General features: G+C 61.3%; 7 protein-coding genes. 5 read left to right on the plus strand and 2 right to left on the minus strand.

Going from position 1 to position 18,351, the window contains the following annotated elements:
* The first annotated feature begins 239 nt into the window (after positions 1-239).
* On the plus strand, positions 240-8,762 hold the full coding sequence (locus B5E41_RS03360; RefSeq protein WP_088391048.1) for a glycoside hydrolase family 94 protein: 8,523 nt from the start codon (positions 240-242) through the stop codon (positions 8,760-8,762).
* Between the two features lie 102 nt (positions 8,763-8,864).
* Entirely contained in the window at positions 8,865-10,103 is a 1,239-nt protein-coding gene (locus B5E41_RS03365; RefSeq protein ID WP_088391050.1) for an OpgC family protein, read from the plus strand.
* Between the two features lie 128 nt (positions 10,104-10,231).
* Here B5E41_RS03365 and B5E41_RS03370 read toward each other — a convergent pair whose 3' ends face one another.
* Positions 10,232-10,585, minus strand: a complete 354-nt coding sequence (locus B5E41_RS03370; protein ID WP_088391052.1) for a VOC family protein — start codon at positions 10,583-10,585, stop codon at positions 10,232-10,234.
* Between the two features lie 428 nt (positions 10,586-11,013).
* Positions 11,014-12,777 (minus strand): glucan ABC transporter ATP-binding protein/ permease, encoded by a 1,764-nt coding sequence (locus B5E41_RS03375; RefSeq protein ID WP_088391054.1) that lies wholly within the window; start codon positions 12,775-12,777, stop codon positions 11,014-11,016.
* A 386-nt stretch (positions 12,778-13,163) separates the two neighbouring features.
* Between B5E41_RS03375 and B5E41_RS03380 the strand changes: the two genes are divergently transcribed.
* The 3 genes from B5E41_RS03380 (at position 13,164) to B5E41_RS03390 (ending at position 18,320) form a co-directional block, all read left to right on the plus strand.
* A complete protein-coding gene (locus tag B5E41_RS03380) occupies positions 13,164-13,919 on the plus strand; it encodes a helix-turn-helix transcriptional regulator (RefSeq protein ID WP_064805601.1) in 756 nt (251 codons plus the stop codon).
* Between the two features lie 173 nt (positions 13,920-14,092).
* The gene (pyc, locus tag B5E41_RS03385) at positions 14,093-17,557 is read left to right on the plus strand and encodes a pyruvate carboxylase (protein WP_088391056.1); all 3,465 of its coding nucleotides are present in this window, start codon (positions 14,093-14,095) and stop codon (positions 17,555-17,557) included.
* A 190-nt stretch (positions 17,558-17,747) separates the two neighbouring features.
* A complete protein-coding gene (locus B5E41_RS03390; protein ID WP_088391058.1) occupies positions 17,748-18,320 on the plus strand; it encodes an NADPH-dependent FMN reductase in 573 nt (190 codons plus the stop codon).
* Positions 18,321-18,351: the final 31 nt, after the last annotated feature.

Here is an 18,351-nt window from a genome sequence, read left to right on the forward strand (position 1 = left end):
CTTGACTTGAATTATCGCGAGAGTGTCCAACTTTTCGCCATGGTTTTGCGGAGAGGGTATTGATCGACCTTCGCGCTGGACCAAGGCTACGCCCGCTTACATCGCTTGGCCCAGACGTCATTCACCCCGGTCTCATCGATCTTCGAAGAATCGGGCCCCGTTCATGTAGCAGTCATGATAAGCAGTGCAAAAGGCTGAGCAAAACAGCCATAACTTTGTTTGGATCCAGAACCGAACCCATGTCTATTGCCAATCTTTCTCCAAGCCTTCCACGCGACTCCGATACGAAGCAGATCGATCACAATGATTCGATCCGCTCGACCTATCTTTCCATCGAGGACATTAAGGCGATGGGCGAAGCCGTCGCGGTCAACGGCGTCGACAAGCTGCCGGCTTTCGCCGCCTTTGATTTCTTCGCGCGCCACAAGGAAAACGAGAAGGAAATTCTGCGCGTCTACCGCACCACAGCAACCGACGTCGAGGCCGGAGAGACGATCACGCCGGCGGCGGAATGGCTGCTGGACAATCACTACATCGTCGAAGAGGCGATCCAGGAGGTGCGGCGCGACTTTCCCCGCCGCTTCTACCGCGAATTGCCGACCATGCGTGTCGGCGGCGTCGACATTCCGCGCACGCTGGTGCTTGCTTGGCTCTACGTTGCCCATACCCACAGCACGATCTCGCAGGAAAGCCTGACGGCGCTGGTCGACGGCTTCCAGACCAGCGAGACGCTGAGGATCGGTGAACTCTGGGCCCTGCCCTCGCTGGTGCGCTATGTGCTGGTGGAAAACCTTCGCCGCATTTCGAGCCGTGTCGAAACCAGCCGCCGCCTGCGCCGCCGCGCCAACGAGGCGGCCGACGAATTGGTGCGCCTGACCGATCCGGCCAAGGCTGCCGCCTATCTGAAGACGCTGGAACCGTTTGCCGAAGACAACACCTTCTCGACGCAGTTCCTCTATCGCCTGCGTGACGGCTCACAGACGTCGAGCCTGGCAATCACCTGGCTCGATGAACGCCTGGAAGAGCTCGGTCGCAATACCGAAGAGGCGACGACCGCCGAACACAGCCGTCTCTCTTCCGGCAACGTGACGATGGGCAACATCATCCGCAGCCTGCGCGAGATCGACGATACCGAATGGTCGGTCTGGGTCGAGCAGGTCAGCCATGTGGACAAGCTGCTCTGGGAGCATTCGGATTACGGCATCCTCGATTCCGGCTCGCGCAACAAATACCGCAAGCAGATCGAGAAACTGGCCAAGCGCTCGCCGCTGACAGAAATGCAAATCGCTCAGCTGGCGCTCGACATGACCGAGGCTGCCAAGGCCTCCGACGAGCCGCAGCCGCATGAGCCGAATGTCGGCGGCTTTCTGTCGGGGGCGCAACGCCCGAAGCTCGAGGCGCGGGCGAATTATCGTCCGACGATCACCCAGCACTTTGTGCGCGCCGTGCGCCAGTTCAATTGGCTGTCGATCGCGCTGCCCGTCATGCTGCTGACGATCATCGCCATGGCAATCGTCGGCAGGTTCATGGCAAGTGCCGGAATGGGCGCAATCGAGATCGCAATCCTGCTGATCATGTTCTCATTGCCGGCCTCGGAGGGCGCAACGGGTCTCTTCAATACCCTGCTGTCCTTCTTCGTGACCCCGGCCCGCCTCGTCGGCTACGAGTTCAAGGAAGGCATTCCGGAGGATGCGCGCACGCTGCTCGTCGTGCCGTGCCTGATCTCGAATCGCGATAGCGTCGACGATCATGTGCGCAATCTCGAGGTTCACTACCTCGCCAATCCGCGCGGCGAGATCTATTTCGCGCTGCTCAGCGACTGGCCGGACAGCGATGTCGAGGAAACGCCCGCCGATCTCGAAGTTCTCGACTATGCCAGACGCGAGATCGCCAATCTGTCTGCCCGCTATGCCTATGACGGCAAGACGCGCTTCTATCTGCTGCACCGCCGCCGCCTGTACAATCCCGCTGAAGGCGTCTGGATGGGCTGGGAGCGCAAGCGCGGCAAGCTGCATGAGCTCAACATGCTGCTGCGCGGCGACCGCGACACGACTTATCTCTCCGGCGCCAACACCGTCCCGGCCAATGTGCAATATGTCATGACGCTTGATGCCGACACGCGCCTGATGCGCGACGCCGTCACCAAGCTCGTCGGCAAGCTCTATCACCCGATCAACCGCCCGGTAATCAATCCGAAAACCGGCCGTGTCGAAAGCGGCTATGGCGTGCTGCAGCCGCGTGTCACCCCGTCGCTGACGACGGGCAAGGACGCTTCGGTCTTCCAGCGCGTCTTTTCGATCAACCGCGGCCTCGACCCCTATGTCTTCACCGTCTCCGACGTCTATCAGGATCTCGCCGGCGAAGGCACCTTCACCGGCAAGGGGCTTTATCACGTCGATGCCTTCGAAGCCTCGCTGAAGGGCCGGATCGACGAGAATTCGGTTCTCAGCCACGACCTTCTCGAAGGTTCGATGGCGCGCTGCGCCCTTGTCACCGATCTCGAGCTCGTCGAGGATTTCCCGATCCGCTACGAGGTGGAGACGTCGCGCCAGCATCGCTGGGCGCGCGGCGACTGGCAGCTCCTGCCCTATATGTTCAATCCGAAATACGGCGTCACGGCCCTTGGCCGCTGGAAGATGTTCGACAATCTGCGCCGTTCGCTGACACCGATCGCCTGGTTCTTCGCCTCCGTGCTCGGCTGGTATTTCATGGGTCCGCTCGGCGCGCTCGTCTGGCAGATTCTGCTGATTTTTTGCCTGTTCGTGGCGCCGACGCTGTCACTCATCAACGGCATCATCCCCCGCACCAGCGATATCGTCGCCCGCGCCCATCTCTATACGGTCTGGTCGGATATCACCGCCGCCAATGCGCAGGTCGCATTGCGGATCGTCTTCATTGCCGATTCGGCCGCGATGATGGCGGATGCCATCGGCCGCTCGCTCTACCGCCTGTTCATCAGCCGCAAGCTGATGCTGCAGTGGAGGACCGCCGCCAGCGTTCAGGCCGGCGGCCAAGGCACCCTTGCCTCCTATTACAAGCAAATGTGGCACGCGCCCGTATTGGCGCTGCTGGCGCTCGGTTTCGCAGCACTTCCGGGTGACAACAACGCCTTCCTCGTCGGCATCCCCTTTGCGCTGCTGTGGATCCTCTCGCCTGTCGTCGCCTGGTATGTCAGCCAGTCGGCAGAGACCGAGGACCGGCTCGAAGTTGCCGATTCCGTGTCGAGCGAGCTGCGCAAGATCGCCCGGCGCACCTGGCGGTATTTCGAGACTTTCACGACGGCCGAGCAGAATTATCTGCCGCCGGACAATATCCAGGAAACGCCGCATGTCATCGTCGCGGCCCGCACCTCACCGACCAATATCGGCGTCTACCTGCTCTCCGTGGTTTCCGGCCGGCATTTCGGCTGGTTCTCCTTCGAGGAAACGCTTGAGCGGCTGGAGCAGACGATCGCGACGATCGACAAGATGGAGAAATTCCGCGGCCATCTGTTCAACTGGTATCACACCGATACGCTGCAGACGCTCGGGCCGCGATATGTCTCAGCCGTCGACAGCGGCAATCTCGCCGGCCATCTGATCGCCATTTCTTCGGCCTGCCGCAACTGGGCCGAGGCGCCGTCGGCCCACATGCAGGGCAATCTCGATGGTGTCGGCGACACGGCCGGCATTCTCGGCGAAGTGCTCGCGGACCTGCCCGACGACCGCAAGACCGTGCGCCCGCTGCGCCGGCGCCTGGAAGAGCGCATCGTCGGCTTCCAGAATGCGCTTGCCGCCGTCAAGCGCGAGCACGAATTCGCCTCAATCCGCATCATAAACCTTGCCGTTCTCGCACGCGACATCGAGAAGCTCGCCGCCAATCTCGACCATGAGGTCAAGTCGAAGCAGAGCGAGGAAGTCACCCAATGGGCGGCATCCCTGGTGAAGGTCTGCGAGGCGCATATATCAGACAGCACCTTCGATCTTTCCAAGGTCGATGCGCTCAGGCCGCGCCTGGTGGCGTTGCGCGACAAGGCCCGCGATCTCGCCTTTTCGATGGATTTCGGCTTCCTGTTCCGGCCGGAACGGCGACTGCTGTCGATCGGCTACCGCGTCGAAAGCGGCGAGCTCGACCAGGCCTGCTACGACCTTCTCGCCTCGGAATGCCGCCTTACCAGCCTCTTCGGCATCGCCAAGGGCGATCTGCCGACGGAACACTGGTACCGTCTCGGCCGCCAGGTCGTGCCTGTGGGTTCACGCGGCGCGCTGGTCTCCTGGTCCGGCTCGATGTTCGAATATCTGATGCCGCCGCTCGTCATGCAGGAGCGTGGCGGGGGTATTCTCAACCAGACGAACAATCTGGTCGTCGTCGAGCAGATGAATTATGCCCGCAAGCTCGGTATCCCGTGGGGCATTTCGGAAGCGGCCTTCAATGCCCGCGACCATAACCTCAATTACCAGTACACGAATTTCGGCGTGCCGACGCTCGGTCTCAAGCGCGGCCTCGGCCACAATGCCGTCATCGCCCCCTATGCTTCGCTGCTGGCCAGCCAGTACGATCCGCCCGGCGCACTCGAAAACCTGCAAAGACTGCGCAAGGTCGGCGCGCTCGGCAAGTTCGGCTTCCACGACGCGGTCGATTTCACACCGACGCGCGTGCCGGAAGGCAAGAAATGCGCGGTAGTCTACAATTATTATGCCCACCATCACGGCATGTCGATCGCAGCCGTCGCCAACGTCGCCTTCAACGGCCATCTGCGCGAGCTTTTCCACTCCGATCCGGTGATCGAGGCGGCGGAACTTCTGCTACAGGAAAAGGCGCCGCGCGACATTCCCGTCATGAGCGGCAAGCATGAATCCGATACGCCGGCCAGCATCCAGGAGGATCTCATGCGGCCGGAAATCAGGAAGATCAGCGATCCCCTTTCGCGCGACCGCGAGCTCGTGTTCCTGTCGAACGGCCATTATTCCATGATGCTGACGGCGACGGGCGCCGGTTATTCCCGCTGGAACGGTCTTTCCGTTTCCCGCTGGAAGGCCGATCCGACCGAAGACCGCTGGGGCACCTTCATCTTCCTGCGCGATACCGCCACCAACGAATGGTGGTCGGCGACAGCGGAGCCGAAGGGTGTCGAGGGCGAAAAGATCAAGGTCGAATTCGCCGACGAGAAGGCGCAGTTCATCAAGACGGTCGGAGATCTGACGAGCGAGGTGGAGTGCATCATCGCCACAGAGCACGATGCGGAAGCCCGTCGCATCACCCTGCTCAACATGGGCACGGAAGATCGTTTCATCGAAGTCACGTCCTATCTCGAACCGGTGATCACCTCTGACGATACCGACAATGCGCATCCGGCATTCGCCCGCATGTTCGTCAAGACCGAGATCGGCAAGCGCGGCGACGTCATCCGCGCCGAACGCAACAAGCGTGACCCGAACGAGCCGAACATCAGCATCGCGCATCTGATCGTCGACAATGCCGGCGACACCCGTCACACCGAATCCGAAACCGACCGGCGCAAGTTCATTGGTCGCGGCCGCAGCCTCGCCGATGCAGCGGCCTTCGATCCGGGTGCCACGCTTTCCGGCAGCGACGGTTTCACGCTCGATCCCGTAATGTCGCTGCGCCGCACGGTGCGGGTGCCGGCCGGCAAGAAGGTCAGCGTGTTCTTCTGGACGATCGCTGCGCCAAGCCGCGACGAGGTCGACAAGGCGGTCAATCGCTACCGTCATCCCGACGCCTTCAACCATGAGCTCGTCCAGGCCTGGACGCGCACGCAGGTGCAGATGCGCCATGTCGGCGTCACCTCCCAGCAGGCGGCCGCCTTCCAGCATCTCGGGCGCTACCTCGTCTATCCCGACATGCAGCTGCGCAAGGATGAGGCGACGGTCGAGGCCGGCCTGCAATCGCAATCGGCGCTCTGGCCGCTGGCGATCTCCGGCGACTTCCCGATCTTCACGTTGCGCGTCAACGACGACATGGATCTCGATATCGCCCGCGAGGCATTACTGGCGCAGGAATATCTGCGCTCGCGCGGCGTCACCGCCGATCTCGTTATCATGAACGAACGCGCCTCTTCCTATGCGCAGGACATGCAACACGCGCTCGACGCCATGTGCGAGAACGTACGCCGCATGGGCCAGGCTGACGGCTTGCGCCAGCATATTTTCGCGGTTCGCAAAGACTTGATGGAGGAGAACACTTACAAGGCATTGATCGCGGCTTCCCGCGTCACTCTGCATGCGAAGAACGGCAAGGTGGTCGACCAGATCAACCGCGCCGTCGCCCTCTTTGCGCCGTCGAAGGACGAACTGCAGGAGATGGAGCGCGTCGAGCGCAACAGGGTGCCGGTCAAGCGCATTGCACCGGTGCCGCCGCCCGTGGTGCTCGCCGTTGCCATCGAGGAGGAAGGCGACCTCGACTTCTGGAACGGCATTGGCGGCTTTACCCGCGACGGCCGCGAATATGTCATTCGCTTGCCCGGAGGTCATGCGACGCCGCAGCCTTGGATCAACGTCATCTCCAACGACAGGTTCGGTTTCCACGTGTCGGCCGAAGGCGCAGGCTTCACCTGGAGCGTCAATTCGCGCGATTATCAGCTGACGTCCTGGTCCAACGATGCGGTGGTCAACCGATCGGGCGAGGCCTTCTATCTGGCCGATCTCGAAAGCGGCGCTGTCATGACGCCGTTCGCAGCGCTTTCGCGTCGGCCGGACATTCGCTTCGAAGCCCGCCACGGGCTCGGCTATTCGGTCTTTTCCACCGTTCAGCACGAAATTGCGCTCGAGCTGACGCAGACGATCGACCGCGAGAAGCCGGTGAAACTGCAGCGCCTGCGCCTGCGCAACACCGGTTCGACCGACCGCAAGCTGCGTCTCTACGGTTACGTCGAATGGGTTCTTGGCAACAATTCGGGACGCACGGCGCCCTTCATTCTGTCGAGGCATGACGAGGAGACGGGGGCGCTGTTTGCCACCAATCCCTACAGCATCGATTTTTCCAACCGAACCGCCTTCTTCGCGGCGAGCGAGACGCTTTCAAGCTTCTCGGCTAGCCGGCGCGAATTTATCGGCAAGGCGGGCACGATCCACATGCCTCAGGCCGTCACCTCCGCAGCTCCGCTTTCGGGCATCACCGAACTGGATGGCGATCCGGCTGCGGCTCTGGCGATCGACATCGAACTCGGGGCCGGCGAGGAGCGCGACGTCACCTTCTTCCTCGGCGATACGCCGACTGAAGAAGAAGCGCGCGCCCTGATCGCCGATATAAGCAAATCTTCGTTCGAGGATGCGGTCGAGGCCAACCGCGCCTTCTGGCACGATTTCACCGGCCGACTGCAGATCTCGACGCCGGATCGCGGGATGAACAATCTCGTCAACACCTGGCTGCCCTATCAGAGCCTCGGCTGCCGCATCATGGCCCGCACCGCCTTCTACCAGGCAAGCGGCGCCTTCGGTTTCCGCGACCAGTTGCAGGATACGCTGGCCTTCCTGATGCACGAACCCTCGATCGCCCGGCGGCAGATTCTGAATGCCGCCTCGCGGCAGTTCCGCGAAGGCGACGTTCAGCATTGGTGGCTGCCGGGAACGGGTGCGGGCGTTCGCACCTTGATTTCGGATGACGTCGTGTGGCTGAGCTACGCGATCCAGCATTATTGCAGCGTCACCGGCGACAAGAGCGTGCTCGACGAGGAGCTTGCCTTCCTGGAAGGCCCCGCTCTTCTCGAAGGTCAGCACGACTCGTTCTACAAGCCGGAGATTTCGGAGGACAAGGCGAGTGTCTACGAACATGCGGCCCTGGCGCTCGATCTCGCCATCGCCCGCAAGGGCGCGAATGGTCTGCCGCTGTTCCTCGGCGGCGACTGGAACGACGGCATGAACCGCGTCGGCATCGGCGGGCGCGGCACCAGCGTCTGGCTCGGCTGGTTCCTGGCGGGTGCATTGCGCGCCTTCATTCCCTATGCCGAAGAACGCGGCGATACGGCCCGAGCGGAGCGCTGGTCGGCCCATCTCGCCGAATTGAAGAAGGCGCTCGAAACCGCGGCGTGGGACGGCAGCTACTATCGCCGCGGCACATTCGACGACGGCGCGCTGCTCGGCTCCAAGGAGAGCCCGGAATGCCGGATCGACTCCATCGCACAATCCTGGAGCGTTCTGTCCGGCGAAGGCGACCCGGCTCGTGCCGGAAAGGCGATGGATGCCGTGCTCGACCAGTTGGTCGACGAGGAGGCGCGCATCATCCGGCTGTTCACGCCGCCTTTCGTCAATTCCGCCAGGGATCCCGGTTACATCAAGGCCTATCCGCCGGGCGTGCGTGAAAACGGCGGGCAATATACCCATGCCGCGACCTGGGTTGTGATGGCGCTTGCGGAGCTGAAGCGGGGCGACGACGCGCTGCGCTGCTTCCAGATCCTCAATCCGATCACGCATGCGCTCGACAAGGCTTCGGCCGAACAATACCGGGTCGAACCCTATGTCGTGGCAGCCGACGTCTATGGGCATGAGCCTTATACGTCGCGCGGCGGCTGGACCTGGTATACCGGATCGGCCGGCTGGCTTTACCGGGCCGCCGTCGAGGGCATCCTCGGTATCCGGCTGAAGGATGGCCGGCTCCATGTGCGTCCGTCGCTCCCGTCGGAATGGGACGGTTTTGCGGCGGAGGTAGAGCGGGGCGGCATCAAATACCGCATTTCGGTCTCAAAAGCGTCCAATGCCAGCGGCTACACTCTGTCGATCAACGGCAGCGAAGTCACCGATCCCGAAGAGGGATATCCGCTCGGATAACAGCGTTCTCCACGCTGACGAACACGGCGATTCGCGGCGGCCAAAAGGGAACCCTTTTGGCCGCCGTCGCGTTTGCAAAAATCGGATAACAGGAGAAACCATATGGCAAGCACGCTGACCGAGGCCATCGGCGCCGAGCGCAGTTCCTCATCCGCTGCTGCGACGGGGCGCGATACGAGGCTTGACGTGCTGCGTGGCCTGGCCCTGATCATGATTTTCATCAATCATGTTCCCGGACAAATCTTCGAATATGTGACGACGAAGAATTTCGGTTTTTCCGATGCCGCCGAGGCTTTCGTCCTGATCTCCGGCATCGCCGTCGGCCTCGCCTACGGTTCCCGCTTCAAGCCGGGCGGCCGCATCAAGACGGCGATCAAGGCAGCGCGGCGCGCCTTCACGCTCTACCTTGCGCATATGATCACCACCTTCATGACGCTGGCGCTCTTCATCTGTGGTGCGTGGCTGTTCCACCGGCCGGGGCTGCTGGTCGAGATCAATATCCTGGCGGTTCTGATGAACCTGAAGGAAGGCATTCCGGCGCTGCTGCTGCTCGGTCACCAGATCGGCTACAACAATATCCTGCCGATGTATGGCGCATTGTTGCTGATGGTGCCGATCATCCTGCTCCTCAACGAGCGAAGCCCTCTTCTGGCGCTCGCCGTTTCCGGCACGGTCTGGCTGCTGGCCGGCATTTACGAGGTGGCGCCGCACAATTTGCTGATAGAGGGCTACTGGTTCCTCAATCCGCTCTCCTGGCAGTTCCTGTTTTCGATTGGAATTGTTTCGATCCTGCATATCAAGCGCGGCGGCACGATCCCGCGGCATCCGTTGTTGCTCGCGGCTGCCGCCTTCTATGTCCTGCTATCCTTCGTCTGGGTCACCGGCCATCTGTGGATTTTCGGCAATTCGCTGGCGGCGCTCGGCCTGCCCACCGTCATCACTGGTTTCGACAAGACTTTCCTGTCGCTGCCGCGGCTGCTGCATGTGCTGGCGCTGACTTATCTCATCATCAGCATCCCGGCGTTCTCGCGCATCCTGCGGCGCCCCGCCGAACACCCGCTGACGATCCTCGGCCGTCATTCGCTCAACATCTTCGTCGCCGGCACGATTCTCGCCATGATCGGCCAGGTCGTGCTTTATATCACCAACAAGGATCCGCTGGTTGGCCCGTTCTTCGTGATCGTGGGCATCGCGACGCAATTCGCCTATGCCTACTATCTCGAGCACAAGCGCCAGCTGGGCAAGATCAAGCACAAGCTCGTGACGGAGATTGCCGCCGTCCCTGTGACTGTGCGAGTCGGCGGAGCGGCGAATACCTATCGCCGGACCAATCGGAAATAGGAATCCCCCGATCTGATTGAAGAGCGGCGGGCTTAGCGGGGGCGCCCGAAATCGGCGTCGAAAGCACTACGCCATTGCAGCGCCTTTCGCGCGTCTGAAAAGACGCGCTGCGCTGTAATGCAGCCGGCTCAACTTTTATGAACGAGAATATTCACCAGCCGGTCGAAAGGATCGCGCACGTAGAAGCGCCTGACGCCCCAGGGCTCGTCGGCCGGCCCGTATTCGATCGGAACGCCGGCAGCAGACATCGCCTCGAAAGCAGCATCGAGATCATCCACCTCGATGGAGAGATCGGGCACCGGAGTCCCGGAGCCGCCTTGGCTGGCGACACTGAGCTGAACCTTCATGGAAGTATTCGCGCCGAACGTGACGATCCAGCCGAGATCCATCATCAGATCAAGCCCGAGAAGATCCTGATAGAAACGTTTGGCGGCCATGATGTCGGGCGCCTGGATATTGGCGACGATGCGCAGGACTTTCATACCGCTCTCCTGAGTATCGGCTAGCGACAACAGCTTAGAGCCTTTCCGGGTTGGATTGAAGCATTGGGTTGGCTCGAACGGACTCGGATGGTCGACCGGCCGGCGCGCATCGTAGCCAAGCTCTAAGGCCAGCCGGCCGGTCGATCAACCGGCCCGTTTCAGCCAACAGAATGCTAACAAGCTAGCCCGAAAAGGCTCAAGAGGGAATCGGCGACGTGATCGATCAGTCCGGTCACCAGACATGTCGTGCCTTGTGACGACCTCCTCTGCACCGCTGAGACTTCCGTCTCGATCTCGCCTGGCAGAGAGGTGGCCGCCGGGACAAAGGAGGGCCACGCGGCTTTCTGCTATCCCAGAAAGTTCCCCCGGAAAAACAAAAGGCCGGAAGAGCGCCTGCCCTTCCGGTTTTATCCTGTAACCCGAAGCGCTCAGGCGGCTTCGGTGGTGTGGGCCTTGCGGACTTCTTCGTCCGTCAGGATGCCGCTGGCGCGCAGCAGCGCGGCGAAGCGGCCGTTGCTGTGGCTGAGCTCATCGAAGCCACCCTGCTCGACGACGCGTCCATCATCAAGGAAGAGCACCATATCGGCTTCGCGGACCGTCGAGAGGCGGTGGGCGATAATGAAGGTGGTGCGGTTCTGCCGCAGATTGTCGATCGCTGCCTTGACGCGGGCTTCGGTCTCGACGTCGAGCGCCGAAGTTGCCTCATCGAGCACCAGGATCGGCGCGTCTTTGAGGATGGCGCGGGCAATCGCGATGCGCTGACGTTCACCACCGGACAGCTTGTTGCCGCGTTCGCCGACATGAGTATCGTAACGATCCTCACGGGTCTCGATGAAGTCGGCGGCGGCGGCGGCTTCGGCCGCACGGCGCATGTCCTCCTCGCTCGCACCTTCGCGGCCGAGGCGGATATTGTCGCTGATCGAACGATTCAGCAGGCCCGCATCCTGGAAGACGGTAGCGATATGGCGACGCAGTGACTTCCGGGTCACTTTGGTGATATCGGTGCCGTCAACGAGGATCTGGCCGCCCTGCGGGTCGTAAACGCGCTGCAGCAGGTTGACCAGCGTCGTCTTGCCGGCGCCGGTCGGGCCGACGATGGCGACCGTCTGGCCTGCCTTCACCGAGAAGGAGACATTGTGCAGGCCCTGCGAGCTGTTGCCGAAGCCGAAGGAGACGTCGCGGAATTCGACCGCACCCTTGACGTTCTTGATCTCGCTGTTGCCGGCCGGCTCTTCACGGTCGCGCACCGAGTCTTCGAGCGTGTAGAAGTCCTCGAGCTTGGAGCGGGCCTCGAAGATCTGCGTCGCGAATTGGCGCATCAGGTCGAGACGGGCGATCAGCAGGTTGGCAAAGCCGATGAAGGCAATGACGTCACCGATGCGCAGCTCGCCGGACTGGACAAGCATCGTGCCGATGATCAGAACCACCATCATCGCGATGGTCGAGGCCATGCGGTTCAGCGCGCTGGCGAGCGCCCACCAGTCGAGCACCGGATACTGCGCTTCGAGCAGCCGGTTGGCGAAGGATTTCAACGCCTTGGTTTCCGCTTCGATACGGTTGTAGCTATGCAGAACGGAGACGTTGCTGATCGAATCGCTGACATGCGAGAAGACGGTATGGTAGTGGTTTTCGACCGAAGCCTGGCCATCCTTGGTACGGCTCATGACCACGCGGCCGATCAGCCAATAGGCGATGCCAAGCACGATCAGCACGGCGGAGAGGCGCAAGTCCATCGACATTGCTGTCGGCACCAGCAGGGACAGCGCAATGGCCGTCGACAGGTGGTTGCGCATGAACTCAAGCCAGAGGCCGAACAGCGTTTCACAGGCACGCAGCAGCGTATGCAGCGCGTTGGAGGTGCCGCGCTGATGGTGCCAGGCAAGCGGCATGGAAATGATGCGGCCGAAGGCTTCCGTCAGCAGCGTTGCCCGCCGGCCATGAGCAAGCCGGTCGGCCTCGCGGGATACCAGAACGAAGGCGACAGTATTGAACACGGCGAAACCAGCCCACATGAAGAGGATGGGTTTGACTTCGCCCTTGCCCGATATCGCATCGATGATGCGACCGAACAGGATCGGTTCCGCAATGGTGATGGTCGCCAGAACAATGTTGGCGATAACGACCAGGGATACGCGGAGCTTGTAAGCGCCAAGATAGCGCAGAGCTCTTGCATAGACCTTGAATAGCGACACGTCTAACCTCTTGTGCATCTGCGAAAACGGGAATGATGGGATGCTACAAAAGGCTACCTGAACCGGCGATTAACGGAGTATTCGGAATTCAGCCCGCCAAGTGGTTAACTTGATTGCACGATCAGAGCTGCGACGAATTTGAAGCCGCCTCAATAGGATAGAACAGAGGGGCGCTCTCGGGCTCCTTAGATTTTTCGGCGCAGGGTCTGGCGCCCGAATTCCGCCATGATTATATCTGGCGACAATTTGCGCTTGCATTTTAATCAATGTTTAGCGCAGCATTAAATTAGAGACTGCATTTTTTGAAGAAGACCGTTACGCGACCAATCTGAACAGCCGCCAACGGCCTCGATGCGGGCATCAGGTGCGGGCAAAGGGCGCTATTTGTGAATATTAATTCTTTAATTCAATTGCTTGTCATTCTGGAAGAGTGCCCAAATCCGGACGCCGTCGTCACCGAACTCGAGCAGGTCCTCCACGGTTCCGGTTTCCAGTATTACGGTCTGCTGCGACATTTGCAGCAAAACCCGGCGCAACAGAAGATCGAACTGCGCGCTGCGCCGCTTGCCGGCCGCTGGCCGGAACAATGGCTACAGATATATGCCGCAAAAAAATATGTCCGGATCGATCCGATGGTGCGTTATCTCGCGCATGCGCAACGGCCTTTCCGCTGGCGGGAGAGCATGGCAGCCTTCGACGGTGACGCGCATCAGCGCCGCATGGAGCAGATGATGGTTGATGCCTTCGGCCACGGATTGGAGGACGGCTATCTCTTTCCGATTCATGGGCGCAACGGCATTCTCGGCAGTCTCAGCCTCGGCGGCAAGCCGATCGACTTGTCGCCGGTGGAAATCGCGCTGCTCGAGGCCGTGGCGCGCAAGACCTTCTGGCGATTGCTTGACCTGAAAGGCGAGGCTGAGGCGCTGGAAACGATGCTGCCGACTGAGACGCCGCTGACGCGGCGCGAGATGGAAATCCTCCACTATCTTGCCGAAGGCATGACGTCGATGGAGATCAGCAAAATGCTGAAGATCTCAAACCATACCGTCGACTGGTACATGAACGGTCTGCAGGCCAAGCTGAAGGCAAAGAACAGGCAGCAGGCGGTGGCGCTCGCCTTCCGCCACGGTCTGATAAGCTAGGCTTTTTCTATCCATCTCGCTGAAATCGCCGCATCATGTCGGCCGACAGCCACTGGCATGGCGAGAAAGTGCATTTCGCAGTCGCAAGAGAAATTGAACTTCCCGTGACAAGAAGTTAAGAATTTTCTTCGCGGGTGCAGCATGCCCGTGTCTGAACGACGGAGGAGACCGTTTTGCCCATATCCAAGATACTCGTTGCCAACCGCTCCGAAATAGCCATTCGCGTGTTCCGCGCGGCCAACGAGCTTGGAATAAAAACGGTGGCGATCTGGGCGGAGGAGGACAAGCTGGCGCTGCACCGCTTCAAGGCGGACGAAAGCTATCAGGTCGGCCGCGGTCCGCATCTTGCCCGCGATCTCGGGCCGATCGAAAGTTATCTGTCGATCGACGAGGTGATCCGTGTCGCCAAGCTTTCCGGTGCCGACGCCATCCATCCGGGCTACGGACTCCTGTCGGAGAGCCCGGAATTCGTCGATGCCTGCAACAAGGCCGGCATCATCTTCATCGGTCCGAAAGCCGATACGATGCGCCAGCTCGGCAACAAGGTCGCTGCGCGCAACTTGGCGATCTCGGTCGGCGTCCCGGTCGTGCCGGCGACCGAACCGCTGCCGGACGATATGAAGGAAGTCGCCAGGATGGCGGCCGAAATCGGCTATCCTGTCATGCTGAAGGCCTCCTGGGGCGGCGGCGGTCGCGGCATGCGCGTCATCCGTTCCGAGGCCGATCTCGCCAAGGAAGTGACCGAAGCCAAGCGCGAGGCGATGGCCGCCTTCGGCAAGGATGAGGTCTATCTCGAAAAGCTCGTCGAGCGCGCCCGCCACGTCGAAAGCCAGATCCTCGGCGACACCCACGGCAATGTCGTGCATCTCTTTGAGCGCGACTGTTCCGTTCAGCGCCGCAATCAGAAGGTCGTCGAGCGGGCGCCCGCACCCTATCTCACCGAAGCGCAGCGCCAGGAGCTTGCCGCCTATTCGCTGAAGATCGCGCAGGCGACCAATTATATCGGCGCCGGCACCGTCGAATATCTCATGGATGCCGATACCGGCAAATTCTACTTCATCGAAGTCAATCCGCGCATCCAGGTCGAGCACACGGTGACTGAGGTCGTCACCGGCATCGATATCGTCAAGGCGCAGATCCATATTCTTGACGGCTTTGCCATCGGCACGCCGGAATCGGGTGTGCCGAAGCAGGAAAACATCCGCCTCAACGGTCACGCCCTGCAGTGCCGCGTGACGACGGAAGATCCGGAGCACAACTTCATTCCGGATTACGGCCGCATCACCGCCTATCGTTCGGCCTCCGGCTTCGGTATCCGCCTTGACGGCGGCACCTCCTATTCCGGCGCCATCATCACCCGCTATTACGATCCGCTGCTCGTCAAGGTCACGGCCTGGGCGCCGAACCCGCTGGAAGCCATTTCCCGCATGGACCGGGCGCTGCGCGAATTCCGTATCCGCGGGGTCGCCACCAACCTGACCTTCCTCGAAGCGATCATCGGCCACCCAAAATTCCGCGACAACAGCTACACCACCCGCTTTATCGACACGACGCCGGAGCTCTTCCAGCAGGTCAAGCGCCAGGACCGGGCAACGAAGCTGCTGACCTATCTCGCCGACGTCACCGTCAACGGCCATCCCGAGGCCAAGGACAGGCCGAAGCCGCTGGAAAATGCTGCCAGGCCGGTGGTGCCCTATGCCAATGGCAATGGGGTGAAGGACGGCACCAAGCAACTGCTCGACACGCTCGGCCCGCAGAAATTCGGCGAATGGATGCGCAACGAGAAGCGGGTGCTTCTGACCGACACGACGATGCGCGACGGTCACCAGTCGCTGCTCGCCACCCGCATGCGCACCTATGACATCGCCAGGATCGCCGGCACCTATGCGCATGCGCTGCCGAACCTCTTGTCGCTCGAATGCTGGGGCGGCGCCACCTTCGACGTCTCGATGCGCTTCCTCACCGAAGATCCGTGGGAGCGGCTGGCGCTGATCCGCGAGGGGGCGCCGAACCTGCTCCTGCAGATGCTGCTGCGCGGCGCCAATGGTGTGGGCTACACCAACTATCCCGACAATGTCGTCAAATACTTCGTCCGCCAGGCGGCCAAGGGCGGCATCGATCTCTTCCGCGTCTTCGACTGCCTGAACTGGGTCGAGAACATGCGCGTGTCGATGGATGCCATTGCCGAGGAGAACAAGCTCTGCGAGGCGGCGATCTGCTATACCGGCGACATCCTCAATTCCGCCCGCCCGAAATACGACCTGAAATATTACACCAACCTTGCCGTCGAGCTTGAGAAGGCCGGCGCCCATATCATTGCGGTCAAGGATATGGCGGGCCTTCTGAAGCCGGCTGCTGCCAAGGTTCTGTTCAAGGCGCTGCGTGAAGCGACCGGCCTGCCGATCCATTTCCACACGCATGACACCTCGGGCATTGCGGCGGCAACGGTTCTTGCCGCCGTCGAAGCCGGTGTCGATGCCGTCGACGCGGCAATGGATGCGCTGTCCGGCAATACCTCGCAGCCCTGTCTCGGCTCGATCGTCGAGGCGCTCTCCGGCTCCGAGCGCGATCCCGGCCTCGATCCGGAATGGATCCGCCGCATCTCCTTCTATTGGGAAGCGGTGCGCAACCAGTATGCCGCCTTCGAAAGCGATCTCAAAGGGCCGGCATCGGAGGTCTATCTGCATGAAATGCCGGGCGGTCAGTTCACCAACCTCAAGGAACAGGCCCGCTCGCTGGGGTTGGAAACCCGCTGGCACCAGGTGGCGCAGGCCTATGCCGACGCCAACCAGATGTTCGGCGATATCGTCAAGGTGACGCCCTCCTCCAAGGTCGTTGGCGACATGGCGCTGATGATGGTCAGCCAGGACCTGACGGTCGCCGACGTCGTCAGCCCCGAGCGCGAAGTCTCCTTCCCGGAATCGGTGGTCTCGATGCTGAAGGGCGATCTCGGCCAGCCGCCGTCGGGATGGCCGGCAGCGCTGCAGAAGAAGGCGCTGAAGGGCGAAAAACCCTATACGGTGCGTCCCGGCTCACTGCTCAAGGAAGCCGATCTCGATGCCGAGCGCAAGGTCATTGAGAGAAAGCTGGAGCGCGAGGTCAGCGACTTCGAATTCGCTTCTTATCTGATGTATCCGAAGGTCTTCACCGACTTTGCGCTCGCCTCCGATACCTATGGCCCCGTCTCGGTGCTGCCGACGCCCGCCTATTTCTACGGGCTGGCTGACGGCGAGGAGCTGTTTGCCGATATCGAGAAGGGCAAGACGCTCGTCATCGTCAACCAGGCGATGAGCGCCACCGACAGCCAGGGCATGGTCACCGTCTTCTTTGAGCTCAACGGCCAGCCGCGCCGCATCAAGGTGCCCGACCGGGCCCATGGGGCGACCGGGGCGGCCGTGCGCCGCAAGGCCGAGATCGGCAACGCCGTCCATGTCGGCGCGCCGATGCCCGGCGTCATCAGCCGCGTCTTCGCCTCGCCGGGCCAAGCCGTCAGTGCCGGTGACGTGCTCGTCTCCATCGAGGCGATGAAGATGGAAACCGCGATCCATGCGGAAAAGGACGGCACCATTGCCGAAGTGCTGGTCAAGGCCGGCGACCAGATCGATGCGAAGGACCTACTGGTGGTTTACGGCGGATGAGCGAACGGCACGAAAGGTTTCGTCCGCCCGTCCTTGCCAGGTCGGGCTGATCACCCGATTGTGTAGAGCCAGGCTGTTAAAAGGCCGGCTTTTTCGAAAAGCGAATGGCCTCCTCGCCTTGCCCGGCGGGGAGGCTTTTTCGTAGACTTGCCTGCCTGCCCCCTCCCAAGATCAATCAGGAAACGATTTCATGAGCAAATTGAAGATCGCCGTCATTATCGGCAGCACTCGTATTGGCCGTTTTGCCGAACATCCGGCAAAATGGATTGCCGGGCTCGTCGGCCAACGCTCCGATCTGGAAGTCGAGGTTCTCGATCTTCTCGACTATCCCATGCATTTCTTTGGCGAAGAGCGCGCCACCACGGCGGAAAGCGACACCGCCGAGCGCTGGAAGAAGAAGCTGCGCGAATTTGACGGCTACATATTCACCGTCGCCGAGTACAATCATGCGCCAACGGCGGTTCTGAAGAACGCTATCGATCTCGGCGAGTTCATCCAGAAGCCGGTCGCCTTCGTCGGTTACGGCGGCGTCGGCGGTGCGCGCGCCGTCGAGCATCTGAGGCTGATCTTCGTGGAAATGGGCGCCGCCTCGGTGAAAACGGGCGTGCACATCGCTTTCAGCGAATATCTGAGCGTGCTCAAGGAAGGCAAGAGCCTTGGCGATTACCCGCACCTCAACGAGGCGGCCAAGAACCAGCTCGATCAGCTCAGCTGGTGGGGCAACGCGTTGAAGGCAGCGCGTTCTGTCGTCACCTCAGCCTGAGGGCAGTTCGCCGAGAAGCAAAGCGTCTCAC

Source organism: Rhizobium esperanzae, assembly GCF_002204185.1.
In the GTDB taxonomy this organism is placed as follows: domain Bacteria; phylum Pseudomonadota; class Alphaproteobacteria; order Rhizobiales; family Rhizobiaceae; genus Rhizobium; species Rhizobium esperanzae.

Excerpts from the sequence above, each read along its gene's own strand:
- B5E41_RS03360 (WP_088391048.1), top strand. The coding sequence starts at position 240 with ATGTCTATTGCCAATCTTTCTCCAAGCCTTCCACGCGACTCCGATACG.
- B5E41_RS03365 (WP_088391050.1), top strand. The coding sequence starts at position 8,865 with ATGGCAAGCACGCTGACCGAGGCCATCGGCGCCGAGCGCAGTTCCTCA.
- B5E41_RS03370 (WP_088391052.1), bottom strand. The coding sequence starts at position 10,585 with ATGAAAGTCCTGCGCATCGTCGCCAATATCCAGGCGCCCGACATCATG.
- B5E41_RS03390 (WP_088391058.1), top strand. The coding sequence starts at position 17,748 with ATGAGCAAATTGAAGATCGCCGTCATTATCGGCAGCACTCGTATTGGC.